General features: G+C 37.0%; 13 protein-coding genes. All 13 read left to right on the plus strand.

Features of this window, described 5'->3' with window-relative positions; all coding sequences use genetic code 11:
* Nucleotides 1-2: 2 nt before the first annotated feature.
* The 13 genes from ACI6PS_RS07910 to ACI6PS_RS07970 all read left to right on the plus strand — a co-directional run bounded on the left by ACI6PS_RS07910 (nt 3) and on the right by ACI6PS_RS07970 (nt 18,892).
* Nucleotides 3-386 carry a hypothetical protein gene (locus tag ACI6PS_RS07910; RefSeq protein ID WP_421012014.1) on the plus strand — a complete coding sequence of 128 codons (384 nt, stop codon included), beginning with the start codon at nt 3-5 and terminating at the stop codon, nt 384-386.
* Between the two features lie 22 nt (nt 387-408).
* Nucleotides 409-834 carry a hypothetical protein gene (locus ACI6PS_RS07915; protein ID WP_421012015.1) on the plus strand — a complete coding sequence of 142 codons (426 nt, stop codon included), beginning with the start codon at nt 409-411 and terminating at the stop codon, nt 832-834.
* A 487-nt stretch (nt 835-1,321) separates the two neighbouring features.
* Nucleotides 1,322-4,789 (plus strand): T9SS type B sorting domain-containing protein, encoded by a 3,468-nt coding sequence (locus ACI6PS_RS07920; protein ID WP_421012016.1) that lies wholly within the window; start codon nt 1,322-1,324, stop codon nt 4,787-4,789.
* Nucleotides 4,790-5,063: 274 nt separating this feature from the next.
* The gene (locus ACI6PS_RS07925; RefSeq protein WP_421012017.1) at nt 5,064-5,789 is read left to right on the plus strand and encodes a hypothetical protein; all 726 of its coding nucleotides are present in this window, start codon (nt 5,064-5,066) and stop codon (nt 5,787-5,789) included.
* Between the two features lie 65 nt (nt 5,790-5,854).
* Nucleotides 5,855-9,958, plus strand: a complete 4,104-nt coding sequence (locus ACI6PS_RS07930) for a DUF6443 domain-containing protein (protein WP_421012018.1) — start codon at nt 5,855-5,857, stop codon at nt 9,956-9,958.
* Between the two features lie 5 nt (nt 9,959-9,963).
* Nucleotides 9,964-10,218, plus strand: a complete 255-nt coding sequence (locus ACI6PS_RS07935; protein WP_421012019.1) for a hypothetical protein — start codon at nt 9,964-9,966, stop codon at nt 10,216-10,218.
* Nucleotides 10,219-10,369: 151 nt separating this feature from the next.
* A complete protein-coding gene (locus ACI6PS_RS07940) occupies nt 10,370-14,200 on the plus strand; it encodes a hypothetical protein (protein WP_421012020.1) in 3,831 nt (1,276 codons plus the stop codon).
* 107 nt (nt 14,201-14,307) lie between these two features.
* Entirely contained in the window at nt 14,308-15,237 is a 930-nt protein-coding gene (locus ACI6PS_RS07945; protein ID WP_421012021.1) for a hypothetical protein, read from the plus strand.
* Between the two features lie 4 nt (nt 15,238-15,241).
* Nucleotides 15,242-15,721 carry a hypothetical protein gene (locus ACI6PS_RS07950; protein WP_421012022.1) on the plus strand — a complete coding sequence of 160 codons (480 nt, stop codon included), beginning with the start codon at nt 15,242-15,244 and terminating at the stop codon, nt 15,719-15,721.
* Complete coding sequence (locus tag ACI6PS_RS07955) at nt 15,718-16,992, plus strand: hypothetical protein (RefSeq protein ID WP_421012023.1); 1,275 nt, start codon at nt 15,718-15,720, stop codon at nt 16,990-16,992. The genes ACI6PS_RS07950 and ACI6PS_RS07955 overlap by 4 nt, the downstream gene beginning before the upstream one ends.
* Nucleotides 16,980-17,306: a hypothetical protein gene (locus ACI6PS_RS07960; RefSeq protein WP_421012024.1), complete on the plus strand. Its 327-nt coding sequence runs from the start codon at nt 16,980-16,982 to the stop codon at nt 17,304-17,306. The genes ACI6PS_RS07955 and ACI6PS_RS07960 overlap by 13 nt, the downstream gene beginning before the upstream one ends.
* Entirely contained in the window at nt 17,296-17,766 is a 471-nt protein-coding gene (locus ACI6PS_RS07965) for a PulJ/GspJ family protein (RefSeq protein WP_421012025.1), read from the plus strand. The genes ACI6PS_RS07960 and ACI6PS_RS07965 overlap by 11 nt, the downstream gene beginning before the upstream one ends.
* A complete protein-coding gene (locus ACI6PS_RS07970; protein WP_421012026.1) occupies nt 17,756-18,892 on the plus strand; it encodes a type II secretion system F family protein in 1,137 nt (378 codons plus the stop codon). Before ACI6PS_RS07965 ends, ACI6PS_RS07970 begins: the two co-directional genes overlap by 11 nt.
* Nucleotides 18,893-18,933: the final 41 nt, after the last annotated feature.

Below are 18,933 nucleotides of genomic sequence, written 5' to 3' on the forward strand. Positions count from 1 at the left end.
ATATGAAAAAATATTCATTGACTTCAGAATTAGGACAGTTTTTTGTTTTAACAAGTAATGTAATGGGAATAGGTATTATGGGTTTTTTACTATATAGTTTATTAACATTAAATTGGGTGGCCTTGATATTATGCACATTTTTTGCTGTTATGCATTTTATTAAATTTTTCAGGAATACTATAAGGTTTAAAAATCTTTATTTTGATGATGAATTTGTATATTATGAAGAACAGAAGATTCCTTTAAACAAAATTTTAAGGATAGATGAGAAAAAAATAGTCTATGATGAAATGGGGCACCAAGGGAATTTATATTTCAATTATTTTTTTTGTGAAAAAATTAAATTATTAAATGAAAGGCATATGTCTGCAATTAGATCAAAATAAGTGTTGATATAGTTCGATTATTTTGGAAGATAATTTAAAAGAAAATGAAAAATTTATTATTTTTTATCTCATTACTATCTTAGTTTTTTTCCTAAGTCAAGGAAATATTTGGTATTTCGGAAACAATGCAGGCCTAGATTTTAATAGTGGTATTCCACTTGTGCTTATAAACGGTCAATTGAATGCTTTAGAAGGCTGTGCCACCATCTCCGATTCCAATGAGCAACTGCTCTTTTATAAGGATGATGTAACAGTTTACAACAAGAACCATCAAATAATGCCAAACGGCACCAATTTGAAGAGGCATTTTTTGAGTAGCCAATCGGCCATAATTGTTCCAAAACCCGGCTCCACGGCAATTTATTACATCTTTACCTGTACGGATATATCAAAACCCGATGGTGTTCGATATTCGGAAGTAAATATGAAGTTAAATACAATAACCTAATACTTTAAAATGTGCCCTGAGGAATTTAAGTCGAAATTGATAGCGGTAATAAGTAATATAGATAATACTAATTATGCCTCAATATTGGGAGAATTGAACTTATTATTATTGATACAAGAATTTATACTAATAAATAATTGTGAAAGAAAGGTAATTACAGATATATTTCAGGAATTATTAAGTAAGAATACATATGTTGAAGCTCAGATACAGGCATTGGGAGAGATTTTTATGAATTTAGAAAATTCCCATAGATGTATATCTATCTTTGATGATTTTGGCGAGGACTATGTATCTTATTTGTTTCAAAGCCTAAAATATTTCAATTCAAAAGGTATTCTTTTTAATACTTGTAATACAACTGATGAATGAATTAGTGCAAATATTTAAACATCAATTTTTAGAATAGTAAAAAATTGACTACTTGAATTTTATTGAATAATAATTCATAATAACTTCTATATTAGAGAGTAAAAGTTTTGTTTTTATGAAAAGTATAATAATTTTTTTCTTTCTGTTGTTTTTTTCTCAAAATTTCGCCCAAGGCGAGGGTAATATTTGGTATTTCGGTAACAATGCAGGACTCGATTTTAACAGTGGTGTTCCAGTTGTACTCACTAATGGTCAATTGAATACCGTAGAAGGCTGTGCCACTATATCCGACTCCAATGGACAATTGCTCTTTTATACGGACGGTGTAACGGTTTACAACAAGAACCATCAAATAATGCCAAACGGCACCAATTTGAAGGGGCATTTTTCGAGTAGCCAATCGGCCATAATTGTTCCAAAACCTGGTTCCCCAGCAATCTATTACATCTTTACCTGTACGGATATAGCAAATCCCGATGGTGTTCGATATTCGGAAGTCGATATGACCTTGAATGGTGGTTTGGGGGATGTGACTGCTCATAAAAACATACTGCTGTTTGCTCCTGCCTGTGAAAAACTTGCCGCAGTCAAGAATGCGGCTGAGGATGGCTATTGGATGGTGGGCCATGAATATGGTACCAATAATTTTAGGAGCTATTCTATTACTGCCACAGGGGTCAATATGACACCAGTTATCAGCAGTGTAGGGATCAGTATTGACAATAACATCTATAAGACACTAGGCTACTTGAAGTTCTCATTGGATGGTTCAAAACTTATCAGCTGCAATAGGAACGTGAATGTAGAATTGTTTAACTTCAGTACAGCTACGGGTGTGGTAAGTAATCCAAAGCTTATAACGCCAAAAATAGGAAGTTATGGCGTTGAGTTTTCACCATCTGGTGAATTGGCTTACATTAGTACGGGTACGGACTACACCACAAGCTTGCAGCTCTATCAGTTTGATCTTACAGCCTCTGATATACCAAATAGTGCCTTGTTGTTATATGAAATGGGCATAGAGGATGTAGATTATATTTTTGGTGCGTTGCAACTGGCGGCAGATGGTAAAATCTATGTGGCAAGGAATAAAAAACCGGCTCTTAGTGTTATTCAAAATCCGGATGTCCTTGGAACGGGTTGCAATCTGCAAATGGAAAGCCTTTTCCTTGGCGGGGCGTTGTCTCAAAATGGTCTGCCGCAATTCATGCAATCGTATTTCAATCTAGGTATTGCATTTGAAAATAATTGCCAGGGACAAGCAACGACTTTTTCGCTAATGGCGAACCAGAGTATCACCTCTGCTTTGTGGGATTTTGGAGATGGCAATGCTTCGACGGACATCCATCCCATCCACACTTATACTTCTCCTGGAACTTATACGGTTACTTTGGACGCCATAGGTACCAATGGAGCTATAAGCAAGAGCAGGCAAGTCACGATCTATGCAATGCCCATTGCCAATACGGTAGCCAATCAAGTCGTTTGTGGAACCGAGGGAATGGCATACAGCCTTTCGCAACACACTAATACTATTCTTGGTGGTCAGTCTTCGACAGTGTTTGGTGTTTCCTATTTTTTAAGCCCAAGTGATGCAGATGACAATATGAGCCCATTGACGGGCAGTTACAATCTTCCTCTAGGGATTACGACCATTTATGCGAGGGTGCAGAATATGGCTAATACATCATGCTATTCGATTACGAGCTTCACGATTCATCTTTTTAAACAGCCTCAAGCAAATCAACCATCAGATTATGTGATTTGTGAGAGCCAACCTTATGACAACAAGGAGCAATTTGACCTATTGAGCAAGAATAATGAGATTTTGAATGGGCAAAATGCCTTGGAGTTTACCATAAGCTACCATGATTCGCAAGCTGATGCCGATGCTGGAATTGATGATCTTCCCTTGCTTTACACGAACACCAATGCCATAGAACCTGTATATGCAAGGATTGAGAACAATTTGAATCCGGATTGTTTTGATATCGTAACTTTTCCATTAAAGGTAGTCCAGCAACCCATTATTGTCCCTGTAACTGCTTTCAGGATGTGTGATGATGCCACTAACGACGGTACTGCAATCTTCGATCTTACTGATAAGACAGCAGAACTATTGGATGGGCAATCTCCTTCCGTATTTGAAGTGAAATATTTCTTGTCCTATCCCCAAGCTGTTGACGGCACTGATGCGATAATGGTTCCTATTACCAATTCTTCCAATAACCAAACCATATATTATAGCATCACTGCAATAGGAAACAGCAACTGCAAGGCTATAGGCAGTTTCAATCTGAAAGTAGATCGTCTTCCAATTGCAAACTCAGCTAATCGCCTTGCTGTTTGCGACGATGACAGCAATGACGGGAAGTTTGTTTTCAACCTCCAGGACAATTACAATTCAATTCTGGGAAATCAGCTCACATCGGAAATCAGGTTGACGTATCATGAAAGCCAGATTAATGCAGATGGGAGAATTTTACCGCTATCTTTTAATTATGAGAACGCTACAAATCCTCAGGTTATTTATGTGAGGGTGGAAAATGCTGAAAATTCGCAATGCTTTTCTACAACATCCTTTGAAATAAGGGCTGATCGTCTTCCAAAAGCCTATCCGGTGCCGGATATGATCACTTGTGATGGAACAGAAAACGATGGGAAAGAATCTTTTGACCTTACAGTTAACAATCCTTCTGTCCTGAACGGGCAATCTGCTGCCCTATTTGCCGTTTCCTATCATACTACATGGGCAAATGCCCAAAACAATGCAGCCCCGTTGCAGGATGATTTTATGAATACCACCAATCCTCAGACCCTATATGCGAGGGTCAGCAATAGGGATAATAGCGCATGTTATGACATAACCTCGTTTGATCTATGGGTTAGGGAAAAGCCAGATTTGACCCTGCAGGATACTTACAGTATTTGTGAAGGGGTTCCAAAGAAGCTGACAGCAGATGCCGGTTTTGACCGCTATGAATGGTCAACAGGAGCAACATCACCGTCTATTATGGTGCCAACAGCAGGCAATTATTGGGTAAGGGTGACCAAAGATTATGGCGATATAATTTGTGAGACTGTAAAGAATATTACCGTAGTGAATTCGAATGTGGCCACAATAGTAAGTGTTGAAACTTCTGATTGGACTTCGAGCCAGAATGCAATTCTTGTCCTGGTAGAAGGTGATGGAGACTACGAGTATTCCATTGATGGTGAACATTATCAGGACAGTCCTCAATTTAATGGCCTGAACAATGGAGTCTATACTGTCTATGTGAGGGATAAGAACGAATGTGGAATTGCAAAGGAACAAGTGTACTTGTTGATGTATCCGAAATTCTTTACCCCAAATGGAGATGGATACAATGACAAGTGGCAAATAGATTTCTCGTCGTATGAACCTACTTTAAAAGTAAACGTATTTGATCGATATGGAAAATTTATCATTTCGTTAAATGGAGGGAGTGATGGTTGGGATGGAACCTATAATGGTCAGCTGTTGCTTTCAGATGATTATTGGTTTGTTGCGAAAAGGGAAGATGGAAAGGAATTCAGGGGGCATTTTTCGTTGAAGCGATAAATATTTAAAACAAGTAATCCAAAACTGTTAGCATTGATGTTTTTTTAAGAGATTTAATATTTTTGACATTTGAGTTTAACGATAATTTTAGATACAATAAATCGAATATTTTTTGTTTAGTGGTGTTATTATATATAAGGATTGTTCTAGGCATTAAATAACGAAAATAATTCTTGAGTTCAAACATATCTGTTTAAATTAATAATTTCAAAAGATTTGTGTAATGAATGTTATCTAAAACGAATTGCCTATTTTTAACCAAAAATTTAAAGAAATGAAGAATAGTCTTTTCCTAATGTTACTACTGGTTTTTTCTGCTTGTCAAACCACAAAAATAAAAAACCATAATTTTAAGATTTCAACAACAGCCGTTGAATTGGGGAGTATAGGAGAATCAACTTCATTATTAAGTTTGCAGAATGATTTCAAGACAAAGGCCTTGCCAAAACTAGAAAATGAAATAAGGTTATCAATTGATATTATTCCATTTAATAAAAGGCTAGCTAAGATGTATAATTCAAAATTAGAATTCAATCAGAGCCAACCGGATATCAACTATGTGGATAGCCTTTCGGTGAAGCCTGAATTAGCAATATTGAGGATTTTGGACATCACAGGATTTGTAAGCGAATTAAATGCAGTTTATAATAAAGATATAAGAGAGTTATTATTCAATACCCGAAATTTACAGGTTGTATCCAGTATTGCAATTGCATTGTCAAATGAAGATCTAGTTAAAATTAGGCAGGCAGATTCTTATTACTTAAATAATGCACAGCAAAAATTTTATACCCTCTCCCTATATAAGCAAGGGAAAAAAATAGAAGTTTTAAATATAGCTTCTGCTGAGGTTTTGGGGTATGGTCTTGGTAAATTTTGTTGGTCCGAAATAAAAAGAAAATGGCGTATAGAAGATATTGTTGATAAAAACGACAGTTGTAATGGAAATACTACGTCCCGTCCTTCTTCAAAAAAGGAAAAAAATATTTTTAAGTTGTAACGATAATGTTCACTTATATTTTTCCTACATTTTTTTCTTAATATTGCACTTTAAATAATTGACTTATGAGGTATTTATTTTCTATTGTTGCCGTATGTCTTTCTTCTTTAGTTCATTCCCAATCTACCGACCAAAACTATTATGGTACTTCGGAGCCAAAGATGCCCGTTACTGTGGCTGATTACGAAGCCGGCATTTATGACCCCAGTACCTATGTGCTCCGTTCATTTGAGTATGTGGATGGGTTTAATAGGGTATTGCAATCCGTATCCGTTAAAGCCAATCCTAATCAGAAAGATCTAGTCAGCTTTTCAGAATACGATGACTTTGGGCGTCAAAGCAAACAGTACCTTCCGTTTTTTTCAGACCAAACCCTTCCATTGTATCTAACAGATGCAAAGAATATTCAAAAAGCCTATTATCAGACTAAATTCAATGATCTGACACCTTTTACGGAAGTAAGGCTTGACAATTCTCCATTGAACAGGGTAGTTGAAAAGTCTAATGTGGGAGATGTTTGGAAGATGCTGCCTACAAGTGATGCCGATAAGACTGAAAAATATTCTTATGGGTTAAACCAAGCCAATGAAATAAAAATTTACACGGTTGATGCCAACGGTTTGATCAATAATTCTTCTTATTATCCCATTCGCAAATTATTCAAGAGTATAGTAAAGAATGAAAATTGGGTTACAGCTGATGGAAACTTGAATTCTGTTGAAGTATATACCGATGTAGATGGTAAGAAAATTGCAGAAGTAAGTTATGGACAACAAGGTACAGCCGTAGAGAAGCTTATTACACAATATGTATATGATGAGCGTGGTCTTTTGAGATATGTATTGCCTCCCAGGGCAATGAATCACGATTTCCAATCTTTCAGCGTTGCCACAGGAAGATTAAGTTGGAATTTTACTAGATTCATTTCAAGTGAAAACCCTTCTGGGGGAGGAAGTGTAAGTGCAGGAATAACCAACGGGGTTTTGTCAGTTACTTTTAGTGGGGGATTCAATAGTTCGGTATTAAAAACCGGACCAATTGTTTATTTAGATGAAAGGATACCAAATGTAAGCTTGGGAAATCTATCCTGTACTTCCTGCAGTGGAAATTACAGGCTGTATGTTGAAAATGGTTTCCTTTGTATTGCAATAAACACCTACCCGATTTCCACGACTGGTTTTTCCGGAACCTACACCGCAACGGTTGGAGATATAACCTTTCTCTCGAATCAGCAATTGCTTGATAAATATGCGTTTCAATATAAATATGATGACTACAATAGAAAGATTGAGCAAAAAACACCTGGAAAAGGCTGGGAGTACAATGTGTTTGACCAGCTGGACAGGCCTATCCTTACCCAGGATCAGAATTTAAAGGCTAATAATTACTGGCTCTACACAAAATATGATGCTTTTGGGAGGGTTGTCTATACAGGAAAACATCGAAGCACTTTTTCGAGGGCAGAATTACAGGTTGCGGCAGATGCCTATATCGCAGCGAATACATCTAATCAAAGTAATGTAGAAGAAAGGGTTTCTTCACAGGTAATGATTGGTTATTCGACAGGATTAAATTATTCAAATAATGCTTTTCCGACAACAGAGTTGGATGTCTTGACGGTCAATTATTATGATGATTATAATTTTGAAGACATTGGTTTTTATGGAGTTCTTCCCGAAACTCCTCAACAGTACGGAGGAGAAATAATAAGCACTAACACTAGAGGACTATTGACAGCAAGCTATGCTGCTAGCTCTCATTTTAATGGTAATTATTTATATTATAATGAAAAAGCGAGGGTCGTATGTGCCACTGATATTATCCAGAGCTTGCGCACTGATGTACAGCATCAGTACGATTTTAGAGGAAATGTACTAAAGACGCTCACGACCCATACAGAAAGAGGTAGGCCAAATAGGATTACCACTATAGAAGAAAGGTTTGAATACGACCACGCCGAAAGATTGCTTGGAGAATATCAGAAAATAAACAGCCAGCCAGAACATGCGATAGTTAGGTACGTTTATGATGATGTTGGAACAATGGTTGAGAAGAAGGTGGGAGGAATTGCAACTGCTACAACTCCTTTACAGACTGTCAAATATGCCTATAATATAAGGGGATGGCTTACAAAATTGAACAACCCGACACTGATGGGTACAAGCCTTTTTGCTTATGAAATCAAATATAATAACCCAACAGCTTTATCTACTCCTTTGTATACGGGCAATATCAGCCAGGTACAATGGAAAACAGCAATTCCGGCATCTGGACTCAAGACGTATAATTATTCTTACGACAAACTAAACAGGCTTACTGAAGCCAATTTTAGAAACTCCAATAATAGCACTCATACCAAGAGTTTTCTTGAGAGGCTTGCCTATGATAAGAATGGGAATATTACTTCTTTGTACCGAACAGGGAATGTAATTGCAGATCCACTTATGGAATGGTTAGATGTTCTGTCCTATAAATATGATGGAAACCAGTTGGTTGGAATGACTGAGACGGGACATGATTACGAAGGCTATAAGAGCTACCTGACGGGAAGTGTGGGCAATATTTATGAATATGATGCGAATGGAAACCTCATAAGGGATCGCAATAAAGGAATAGATATCATTACGTATAATCACCTCGACCTAATCGAAGAGATACACTTTACAGATGGCAGGAACATAGTATTTACCTATGATGCCACAGGCAGGAAAATATCTAAAAGTGTATACGATGGTGTTAACTCTTCTTCAACAATGTATATGGGAAGATTCCAGTATGGCGAAAATGGAATGCAGCACTTCTCAACATCTGAAGGATATGCAGCAAAGGTAGGAACAGAGTTTAAGTATGTATACATCTACAGTGACCATTTAGGGAATAACCGTCTAAGTTATTCGGATGCCGATAACAATGGGTATATCTCGACATCAGAGATCCAGTCAATAAACGACTACTATGCTCTAGGAGGCATGCATTCTGGAAGCATTACAAACAGTTTGGCCACCAATTATCTGTATAAATTTCAAGGGAAGGAATACAATGCCGAGAATAGCTTGAACATGTACGATTTTGGATCCCGTATGTATGATCCTGCCGTGGGAAGGTGGTTTTCTACTGATCCTCAAAACCAGTTTGCCAGCCCTTATGTAGCGATGGGGAATAATCCTGTTTTTCACGTGGACCCCGATGGAGAGTGGGTACATATAGTAGTAGGTGCAGTGGTAGGAGGAGTAATAAATGTAGCCACTAATTGGGATAATATTGGTGATTTCGGTGATGGTTTGGCATATTTTGGTACAGGAGCAGTTTCTGGCGCTTATATTGCTGGGACAGGAGATGTTGTGGGTGGCTCCATGATGCTGGGGGCAGGAAATAATATATACGGGCAGTACAAGGCAGGCGGATACAGTTTTGACAACTTCAATCCTGGCGAAGCTTTGCAGGCTACTGCTATTTCTGGGGTGACTTCTTATGTGGGAGGAGCTCTTGGCGCAAAATTAACGGGCCCCATCAGCAACTTGTATTCTAAGGTTCCTAATGAGCTAGCAAAACAATACCTTACCCAGGTTACAACTTCTTCGGCAACCGGTTTTACATTGGGTACTGGTGCAAGTTTGATGCAAGGAAACAGCTTTGAACAATCGTTGAATGTTGGTTTGGATGCGGCTAGGGTGAGTGTTGTGACTACCTCAATTAGTTTTTCTGGAGATTACCTAAAAGGTGCCTATAAACCCAAAACAGAGCAACAAAAAGTTAAACAGAATGCTGAGCAGGAGGAATTCTTTGCACTTGAAAGTAAGAATAAAGGATTGTCAATTGCACCGCAGGAGGCCCAAAAAGGAACCGATCTGGTACCTTCATATCCAACTACTGCTGAAGTAAAGGGGTCTAAAAGTTTAGAGTACTTAATGCCAGGGCAGACTGTGGATAGATATGGACCTATTGATGGAAAATGGCTTTCTTTTCCAGGAGTTCCTTATAGTGCTAGGTCAATACCTCCTGGTTTAACACCAAAAACTGAATTTACAGTTGTTAAGCCTTTCCAAGTGGAGCAATCAACATCAACCCATGGGTTTTTGAAGGGACAATATGGAGGAGGAATACAATTTAGAACTCCGGTTCCGATAGAGGTATTATTAAAAAGAGGAATAATTATAATTAAAAAGTAGTTTAGATGGTAAAGATAGAGGATCTATTAAAAAAACTTATTAGGCTTAATATCCATCCTAAATTTTATTCAATTGGCTTTGACATTAAAGAAAATGCTTATAACATTGAGAGAATGTTTAATGGTGAGTATGCCCTTTTTTATCTTGAAAGGGGTGAAAGAATTAATGAGAGAGTATTTAAAACTGAAGAGGAAGCATTACTACATCTTATAAGTTCCTTGGAAAAGAACTTAAAATATGGTTTAGATTTATCAAATTGATAAGTTTTTTTGAATTTAAGCTATATTTTAAGTTCGTTTACAATGAAATTAAGAGAATAAATTTAGCTGGCTGTGTATTAATTGTTTAATTGAATAGTAGCTATTGTTTTTTAATCCTGAAATAAATTATAATAAAATAAGCGTGTATAAAATGAAAAAAATCTTTTACCTGTTTCTGTTATTCTCCATATCTGTTTTCTCGCAGAGTGATGTTCTTCAAAAGGAAGATGTAAACACATCAAAAGGTAATGGAGGTTCTTCGGTAGGAATTGGGGCCAATATAAATGAATCTACAGGGAAATTGAGTGAGTCATTGCCTGTGGCAGAAATCAAGTGCAGAACTTTGTCCTATCCGTTTGCTGTAAGTTATGATGGAACGAACATTTTTAAGCAGGCACAATACCAAAACCGGTATTTTCCAACCGGGATAATGGGAGTGGGATGGAGCATGGGAGTTCCCAAGATTGTTGCCGACATCAAGGAAACGGCCGCCCGGGATGATGATACTTTTTATCTGAACGGGGTGGAGTTGGTATGTGTCAAAAGACCTTTACGTACTTTCTATGCCAACGGTGTGCAGATATGGGAGTTTAAGCCCAAGAAACAAATGCCTTACCGTATACGATATTTTGAATATTCAGGAGGAATCGTTGGAGGGACCTATCAGGAACAGGTTTTGGATTATTGGGAAGTTATTGACGAAAAAGGCCGCATTTACGTTTATGGAAATACAGATAATACTAGGGAGAATGTTATCGCCTGGGGCAACTGGATTGGAGATTCAAAGCTTATTACGGGTCTGGAGTCCAAACATACGGTAGCGTGGAACCTTTCGCAGATAAAAGATCAATGGAACAACCAGCTTAACTTTTCTTATTTAAAGACAGAGCAGCGTGTGAATACAACAGGCCTATTTCATACCGAAGCTTCCTATCTGAGCCAGGTTACCTCTGGAACGGGTGAGAAGATAGTTCTTTCCTATTCTTTGAAGAACAGCTATGAATATTATGAACCCCATACTGAGGCTCCAGAACCCGATGCCTATCAAGAAAGATATGAAAAATATTATCTGAATAACATTAAGGTGTACAATAGTGCCAATACGGTTGTGCTCACCACCTCTTTTGGGTATACAATCGCAAGTGCTTCGGGCAATGATAACAGGAAAAGGTATATGACACAGGTAACCAAGACCAATACTATCGGGCAAAGCCTTCCACCCCAGCGATATGAGTATTTCACAACAGGTGTTTTTGCTGGGGCTTTGAAAAAGAAGACTAACCCTCAAGGTGGTTCCGTAACTTATACCTATGAAGAAAAGACCCTGTTTACTAACGCTACCAATAATACAAATTATAATGGGTTGACTGGTCTTCCTAATTCAAGACAATTTGCCCGTTATTATGGAAACAACTATAGTCTTGCTCTATGTACCCATGAGGACAATCTCCTGCCAGCCTTTACTGTAGGGGAGGGTAATGTAGGTATGTATATTGACTATAGTGTTTGGAATGGACGTAATTGGAGTATGTCCAGAACATTTATGCCCCAAAAGGTACGTGTTCTTACAGATTGGAATGGTTCCTATCGGGTAGATAATATTAAGTTTGTCTTCGAAGATAATTTTTTTGCTGCCCTTTGCTTTGATCGGGTAACTAGAAAGGGAGAATTGCATCTGTTTCATTTAAAGGAAGACGGTACATGGCGCTATGAACAGATTGCAAATATTGATACAGACGGAAGCGGTAATAAGAATAATGCAGATGCAGATCCGGTTCTGCTCTCCAGTGACGGTTTTGTTTCGATTGGAACCATAAGAGGCAAGTTGTTTACGTATGTCTGGAATAATTTAATATGGAAAAGAAAAACGATAGATCAAGGAGATGGTGAATACTACTATGCAGCAAAAAACAATTTTGTACTTGCTATGAATTTGAAAACCGGTGTAGATATGCCAATTATGGGGAATACTACCACCCAACAATATTATGATCGCTATTATATACATTATTTGGATTCAGAAAAAAAGTGGATGACCAAATCATGGTCAAGTTTCGCAACGACAAACATTGGCAATATTTCAGGAAAGTCCTATTTTTATCCAAACAATTCAATGTCTTCCTTTGTTGCGGCTGACAATCCCGAACTTCTTATAAGATGGAGTCCTAATTACGATCTAATAAGTGTCGCTGACGATATTCTAGGGGCTCATAACGATAATTATCCATTTCTTAGCGTAGGGAATAATATATTTGCAGGTTGGAGGTGTGGCGACATAGGAAAGCCTTATATTTTCAAGGCAGCAGCGATTAGTGGGTTTAGTGAGTTTGCAACTCCTGAGGTAAATATGCAGACTTTCCAAGGTTTTGGAAATAATAAGCTTTTGGGATCAAGATGGAATGGTGTAGTTAATGATTACAGTCATGATTTGAGAAAGTTTAACCCAAATACGAATGTTTGGGAAACCTACAATTTAACTTTTCCTCCCAAGGAGCACAATAATCATTATTCCCATTCGTATGCCTTCGGGAATGATATTTTTATAGCAGGTTTGAATATGTATAAAGAAAATAACAATACTTTTTCAAATTTGGGACAAGTTACATCTCATGATTATACTAGTTTTGCAAACAGTGGTGGAGATTATATTTATGCGGCTTTTTGGACAAAGGATCCTGTATTTAATGGAGGTAATCCCACTGGTGAGACTAAATATTTTTATATTGATAAAAAGGACGGATTGCTGAAAAACCAGATTGTACATAGTTCCTATGTAAATGACAATCTAAATCGAAACATGTTTGCCGAGCAATTTGGAGGGAAATTTCCGTTTTATGCAAGAAGAAATTTTGAAGGACGCAGGATAATCGATAATAAGTATGGAAATGTAATCACTGATATAGTAATTAGTCAGATAGCTGCAGATAATGGAAATGGACTAGTTGTAAATACGAGCTATACGTATGAAAATTCAAACTCCTCACCAGACGATGCCACGGTAGTATATGGTACAGTAACGATAAAGGAAATAGGTAACGGAACAGGCAATAATGGAGCCATAAAAAAATATTATAACAACGGCGTATTGGATTGGACTAAAGCGGGGCTTCTTGACCGTGAGGAATATTGGGACGCTTCCAACTTCAAAGCAAAAGAGATTATCAATACTTACACTAAATTTGATTTTCCTGTCTGGTCATCAAATGCTTCAAACGGTGTAACTCATTATGTGACTGTTTGGCAGAAAACTAATGTAGAGGAACGGGCTAATTTTATAGGGAGTGGCACAATTGTTACCAATGTAGAATCAAGGTTTGATCCTAATGGAAATCTGTTTTTTACTTCCAAGTTGAACAGTGAAGGTAAATTGCAAACTACAGAGATTATGTATGCTGAGAATTATTTTTCGTTTGTGGCCAATAAAAATTTTATTGGATTTCCGTATATGAAGATCAATAGGGTGGGGAATACTGTAGTGTCTGCTGAGCAAATAAAATGGACACAGAATGGAGATAAAGTTTATATAAATGAAAATTTATCAGGTATCAACGATAATTTGTTGCGTACTAACGACAAAATTGAAGTTGTAGATAATTATGGAAATATTGTCCAGACTTCAAACGGCAAAGGTTTGCATAAATCGATATTGATGGGCTATAATTACAAGTATCCTGTTGCCACGATAACAAATGTGACCCAAGCAGACGCAATCGCCGCATTGGATATCAGTTATGCAGCCCTTCAAGGTCTGAGTGTTGCAAATTTAAAGCTTGAATTACTTAAATTATATAATCATGTTAACCTATCAAAGAAGGCTATGATTAAGATTGATATTTATGATGCGAATGGAAATATTGTTACTTCGATAGATGAAAGAAAGAATGAAGTAAATTATATCTATGATGAATTCTATAGACTCAAATATGTAACGGACAAGTCTAATCATATCATACAGCACAAAAAGTATCATTATAAGAACTAGATAATTAAAAAAATCACCAACAATGTGGTGATTTTTTTAATTGATAGCCTTAGTTATTATATATTTGAACAATTTGTAGCATGAAAAAGTAGTCCATTTTAAAATTTATGAAAAAATATATCGGTTTCTTTTTTTTTATTGCGGCTTTATGCAGCTCCTGCGAAGAGATTCTTTTGGAAGAAGATATTTCAGAAGAAAAGATAGTATTGGTTGCACCTGCCAATAATGCGCAATTTTTTTCAACTGGGGTATCCTTTGCTTGGGAAGAATTGAAAGATGCAGACTACTATCATCTTCAGATTGCCCGTCCTAATTTCGAAAATCCTCTTCAGATTGTTCTGGATACTGTGGTCGCTTCTAATTCCTTTTCTTTCCAGCTGAATGTAGGTGCGTATGAATGGAGGGTGAGTGGCGTTAATAGTACCTATGAAACCGACTATGAAAACAGGTTCTTTACGATTGTTAATAATGAAGAATTTGAGAACAATACCGTTGTTTTAATTTCTCCGGCAAGTAATTTGATTACCAAGAATGCTTCCTTGAACATCATGTGGCAGTCGGTTATTGGGGCAACAAGTTACGAGTTTCAAGTTCTTGATGTGAATGGAACGGTGGTTCATGAAGAGGTTATTACAGTTGCAAATTTATCTTATACCTTTCAGGAAGGTAATTTCAGCTGGCGGGTAAGGGCATCGAACGGAAGCATGTATACGTTATATACTTCCAGAAGTCTTTTAATAGATACAACGGTGCCGAACACCCCAATTTTGACTGCTCCTGTAAACGGAAGTACGAGTTTGGAAAGCGATTTGAGTTTTCAATGGACAAGGCAAACGCAACAAGGCAGTGCAGAAACAGACAGTATCTACATTTATACAAATAGTGCATTGTCTCTCCTTCATCTTAAAGAAGAGTCGACCTCTCCATTTCTTACAACACTTGAATCGGGTACTTATTATTGGTACGTGAGAGCGTTTGACCTAGCAGGAAATGTCAGCAATCAAAGTACTGTTTATAGTCTTATTGTAGACAATTAGAAGAATGAAGAACAAGAAGAACCTATATGTTTTATTACCTGTAGTATTGTTTATATGGGGTGCCGTCCTGTATCAGTTTTTTTCGTATTCCGATAATGGAGAAATGGTCTCTGTTTCTTCCGGTACTTTTAATCCAAAACCATTATCCATAAAGCCGCGTGACACCTTTTCTATTGATGTTGACTATAGAGATCCGTTTCTAGGAAAAATCTACCCCTCAACGTCCAACAAAATTAATAAGAAGAGCACTGGTAAAAGACAGATCAAGAAAGAAGAATCGATTGTGTGGCCATCGATTGTTTATAAAGGGATTGTTTCAGACAGTAAGGACAAGACAAAAGTATTTATGCTGATCATAAATGGTCGGACTTTTTTGATGAAAAGAGGGGATGTTGAAAATGATGTTTTTTTGAAGGAAGGCAATAGGGAGTCCATCTATGTAAAATACAAAGGCCATCTCAATATTATCTTACTCAACGGATGAAATTAGGATTCAGATACAAACTAAGATCGGGAGCATTGCAGTTTGTTGTTTTTATTGCAGTCTTGGTTGCGTTGCTATTGTCAGGGCTAGTTCTATATGCCTATAGTTTTGTCTTTGTCAAGGAGCAATCAAAAGCAACGATTGAAAACATCTGTCTTTCCGATTCTGGAATTGCTCATATGATCCAAAGTAAGGAAGTAATTTCCGACACACTGTTATTGGACCTGAACAACGGCGACAGTCAAATCATAAAGGGGCATATTTCGCAGTGGGGGATATTTCAAAAAGCGTTTGTTGAAACCCGTCACCGAAAGAAGCGTTTTGTGAAAACTGCGATAATAGGTTCGATAATAGACTCAGAGTCCCCAACACTCTACCTTCAGGAGACAAACAATCCCTTGACGTTGGTTGGTAATACTAAGATCAGAGGAAATGTTTTGGTGCCTTTACAGGGAGTCAGGTCAGGCTACATTGCTGGTGAGAGTTATTATGGCAGTAGTTTGATATATGGCAGCAGCAGACCAAGTAGCGATAAATTGCCTGATTTGGATAAACTCTGTGTGGATCAATTGTATCTTTATAGCAAAGAATTCAAAAGAGTGGATACCGATTTTGCTATTTCAAGCAGTAAAAAAATGGTACATTCCTTTAAAGAGCACACAAAAAGCATTTATTCTAAAAGAGAGGTTGTACTGGAAGATGTTTGGATGACCGGCAATATTATTATTAAATCGGACAGTTTGATTGTAGTGAAAAAATCGGCAACAATAAAGGATTTGATTTTGATTGCCCCTGTGGTAGAGATTGAAGACGGAGTTGTAGGTGTTTTTCAGGTAGTTGCATCACAAAGGATTACTATTGGAAAAAATTGCAGATTGAATTATCCTTCAGCAATTGTTCTGGCTCAGGAAGATCTTCTAGTTTTGCAAACAAAAAATAGGTTTGACAATAAAATCTTTATTGATGAAGGAACAGCTATTAAAGGGAGCATCTGCTATTTAAGGAAGGGAAGGTCGGATGATTTTTTTCCACAAATAGTTGTTGAGAAGACGGCATGGATCAAGGGGCAGGTATATTGCATGGGTAACTTTGAGTTGAGAGGGAAGGTATCAGGGACTGTTATTTCCAAGCAATTTATTGCAAACCAGTCAGGGTCTATTTATATGAACCATATCTATGGTGGAATAATTGAAAATGAAAACATACCTGATCACTATGGAGGTATATTGCTTGAAAAACAGGATAAAACGCTTATAAAATGGCTTTATTAAGAAAGATTAGATCGGCCACATTGATGGAAGCTTTGATAGCAACTGTTTTGATTGTCATCGTTTTTGTAATTGCGAGTTTAGTATTGAATACGATTTTGCTCAATACTTTTGTAAAGAATACGCATAAGATTAGCTACAGGATGAATGAATTGGAATACGCAATTCAAAACCATAAGCTAGATCTGCCCTATGTCGAGCAGTTTGAAGGTTGGGACATTTCCATTGAGAAAAATAACACTGTCAAGACTGTAATTATTTTAGCTTTCGATCAGGAAGAAAGAAAAATTTTAAGAAAAAGAATTTATGCAGAATAAGGTAAAATCGTTTACACTTGCGGAGCTGTTGGTTGTAATGATCATCACTGCTATTGTAGTAGGAATGGCATTCTCCGTACTGCATATGATTCAGAAACAGGTTCGTCTTATCCATAAGAATCTAGATAAGAGTGCTGACTTATCCCTTTTTGAGCAAAAATTATGGCAAGATTTTAATGAATTTCATCATATAGAATTCAATAGGAAAGACAATATTTTGGTAATGAAATCGGAAATGGATTCTGTACTCTACAATTTTAATGAGGAATATGTAATGAGAAATACGGATACTATTAAATTAAAGATAGCACTTGAAACTGTCTTTTATGAAGGTCTTGAAACTGTTGAAGGAGAAATTGATGCTGTTTCTATTTCTGGAGAAAAAGAATTTCCGGGTTATAAGCTCTTCGTTTCAAAAAAAAATGACGCAACTTTATTGATGAATACAGATGGCATTTAAATTAGACAATCCCAGTAAGAAAGAATCTCTTTCAACAGGCGGTCGTAATAGTTTAGAGGATCTTCTAAAAAAAGAAATCGTATTATTCGGTAAGAGCTTCAATAACAAAAAGAAACAGGCTTTTTATACTGAACTTTCGGTTTTACTTAAGGCAGGTATCACCATCAAGGAAGGCCTCACCCTTATTGTAGAATCGTTAAAGAAAGTGCCGGATAAAGAATTGATACAGAAAGTTCTAAACGACGTGGTTAATGGAAAATCCTTTTCCGACGCTGTCTTTGCTACGGGATCTTTTTCTGAATATGAATATTATTCCTTAAAGATAGGGGAAGAAACTGGAACAATTGGGCAGGTCAGTAGTGAATTGGGTCTTTTTTATGAAAGGAAGAATGAACAGAAGAGAATCGTTATAGCCGCATTAACCTATCCTGCCATAGTGCTGTCCACTGCATTTTTTGTAGTTGTATTTATGTTAGCGTATGTAGTACCCATGTTTCAAGATATTTTTAAGCAGAACAATATTGAACTTCCTTTGATTACAAGAGGCATCATACAACTCTCAAACCTTACAAAAACATATTGGATTTATTGTATATTGGGTATCCTATGTATTTTCATTATGGCAAGGATCTTTAAAGATAATGTACAGTACAAGCGCATACTTCATTCAGTGATGCTAAGAGTACCGATTTTCGGCCCGTTTATTACCAAAGTTTATTTGGCACAATTTACCCAAGCGGTAGCATTGCTCACGACCGCAAAGGTACCAATGCTGAGCAGTATCCAGATGGTAAAAAAGATGATTGGATTTGTACCCCTCCAGGAGGCACTGGAAGAAATTGAAAATAGTATCCTTAAGGGAAAAAGCCTGAGCGAAGGCCTCAAAGGAAACAAAATTTTTGACAGCAGGATTATTGCATTAGTAAAAGTTGCTGAGGAGACTAATCAGACAGAATATGTGTTCAAGCAATTGAATATTCAATACAGCCAAGAGGTACTTCAACAATCAAAAGTGATGTCAACCGTACTTGAACCCTTCATAATACTTGTAATTGGAGGTATCGTTGCCATTTTACTCGTTGCTATGTATTTGCCTATGTTCCAGTTGAGTAGTGCCATCGGTTGATTTGGCTCCATTTTAATTGCAGGCTGTTTAAGTGGTTATTA

The sequence above is a fragment of the Flavobacterium sp. PLA-1-15 genome (assembly GCF_049060005.1).
In the GTDB taxonomy this organism is placed as follows: Bacteria; Bacteroidota; Bacteroidia; order Flavobacteriales; family Flavobacteriaceae; genus Flavobacterium.

Coding starts and splice junctions, on each gene's coding strand:
- ACI6PS_RS07950 (WP_421012022.1), top strand. CDS start 15,242: ATGAAGAACAAGAAGAACCTATATGTTTTATTACCTGTAGTATTGTTT.
- ACI6PS_RS07965 (WP_421012025.1), top strand. CDS start 17,296: ATGCAGAATAAGGTAAAATCGTTTACACTTGCGGAGCTGTTGGTTGTA.
- ACI6PS_RS07945 (WP_421012021.1), top strand. CDS start 14,308: ATGAAAAAATATATCGGTTTCTTTTTTTTTATTGCGGCTTTATGCAGC.
- ACI6PS_RS07970 (WP_421012026.1), top strand. CDS start 17,756: ATGGCATTTAAATTAGACAATCCCAGTAAGAAAGAATCTCTTTCAACA.
- ACI6PS_RS07955 (WP_421012023.1), top strand. CDS start 15,718: ATGAAATTAGGATTCAGATACAAACTAAGATCGGGAGCATTGCAGTTT.
- ACI6PS_RS07960 (WP_421012024.1), top strand. CDS start 16,980: ATGGCTTTATTAAGAAAGATTAGATCGGCCACATTGATGGAAGCTTTG.
- ACI6PS_RS07910 (WP_421012014.1), top strand. CDS start 3: ATGAAAAAATATTCATTGACTTCAGAATTAGGACAGTTTTTTGTTTTA.
- ACI6PS_RS07935 (WP_421012019.1), top strand. CDS start 9,964: ATGGTAAAGATAGAGGATCTATTAAAAAAACTTATTAGGCTTAATATC.
- ACI6PS_RS07925 (WP_421012017.1), top strand. CDS start 5,064: ATGAAGAATAGTCTTTTCCTAATGTTACTACTGGTTTTTTCTGCTTGT.
- ACI6PS_RS07920 (WP_421012016.1), top strand. CDS start 1,322: ATGAAAAGTATAATAATTTTTTTCTTTCTGTTGTTTTTTTCTCAAAAT.
- ACI6PS_RS07930 (WP_421012018.1), top strand. CDS start 5,855: ATGAGGTATTTATTTTCTATTGTTGCCGTATGTCTTTCTTCTTTAGTT.
- ACI6PS_RS07940 (WP_421012020.1), top strand. CDS start 10,370: ATGAAAAAAATCTTTTACCTGTTTCTGTTATTCTCCATATCTGTTTTC.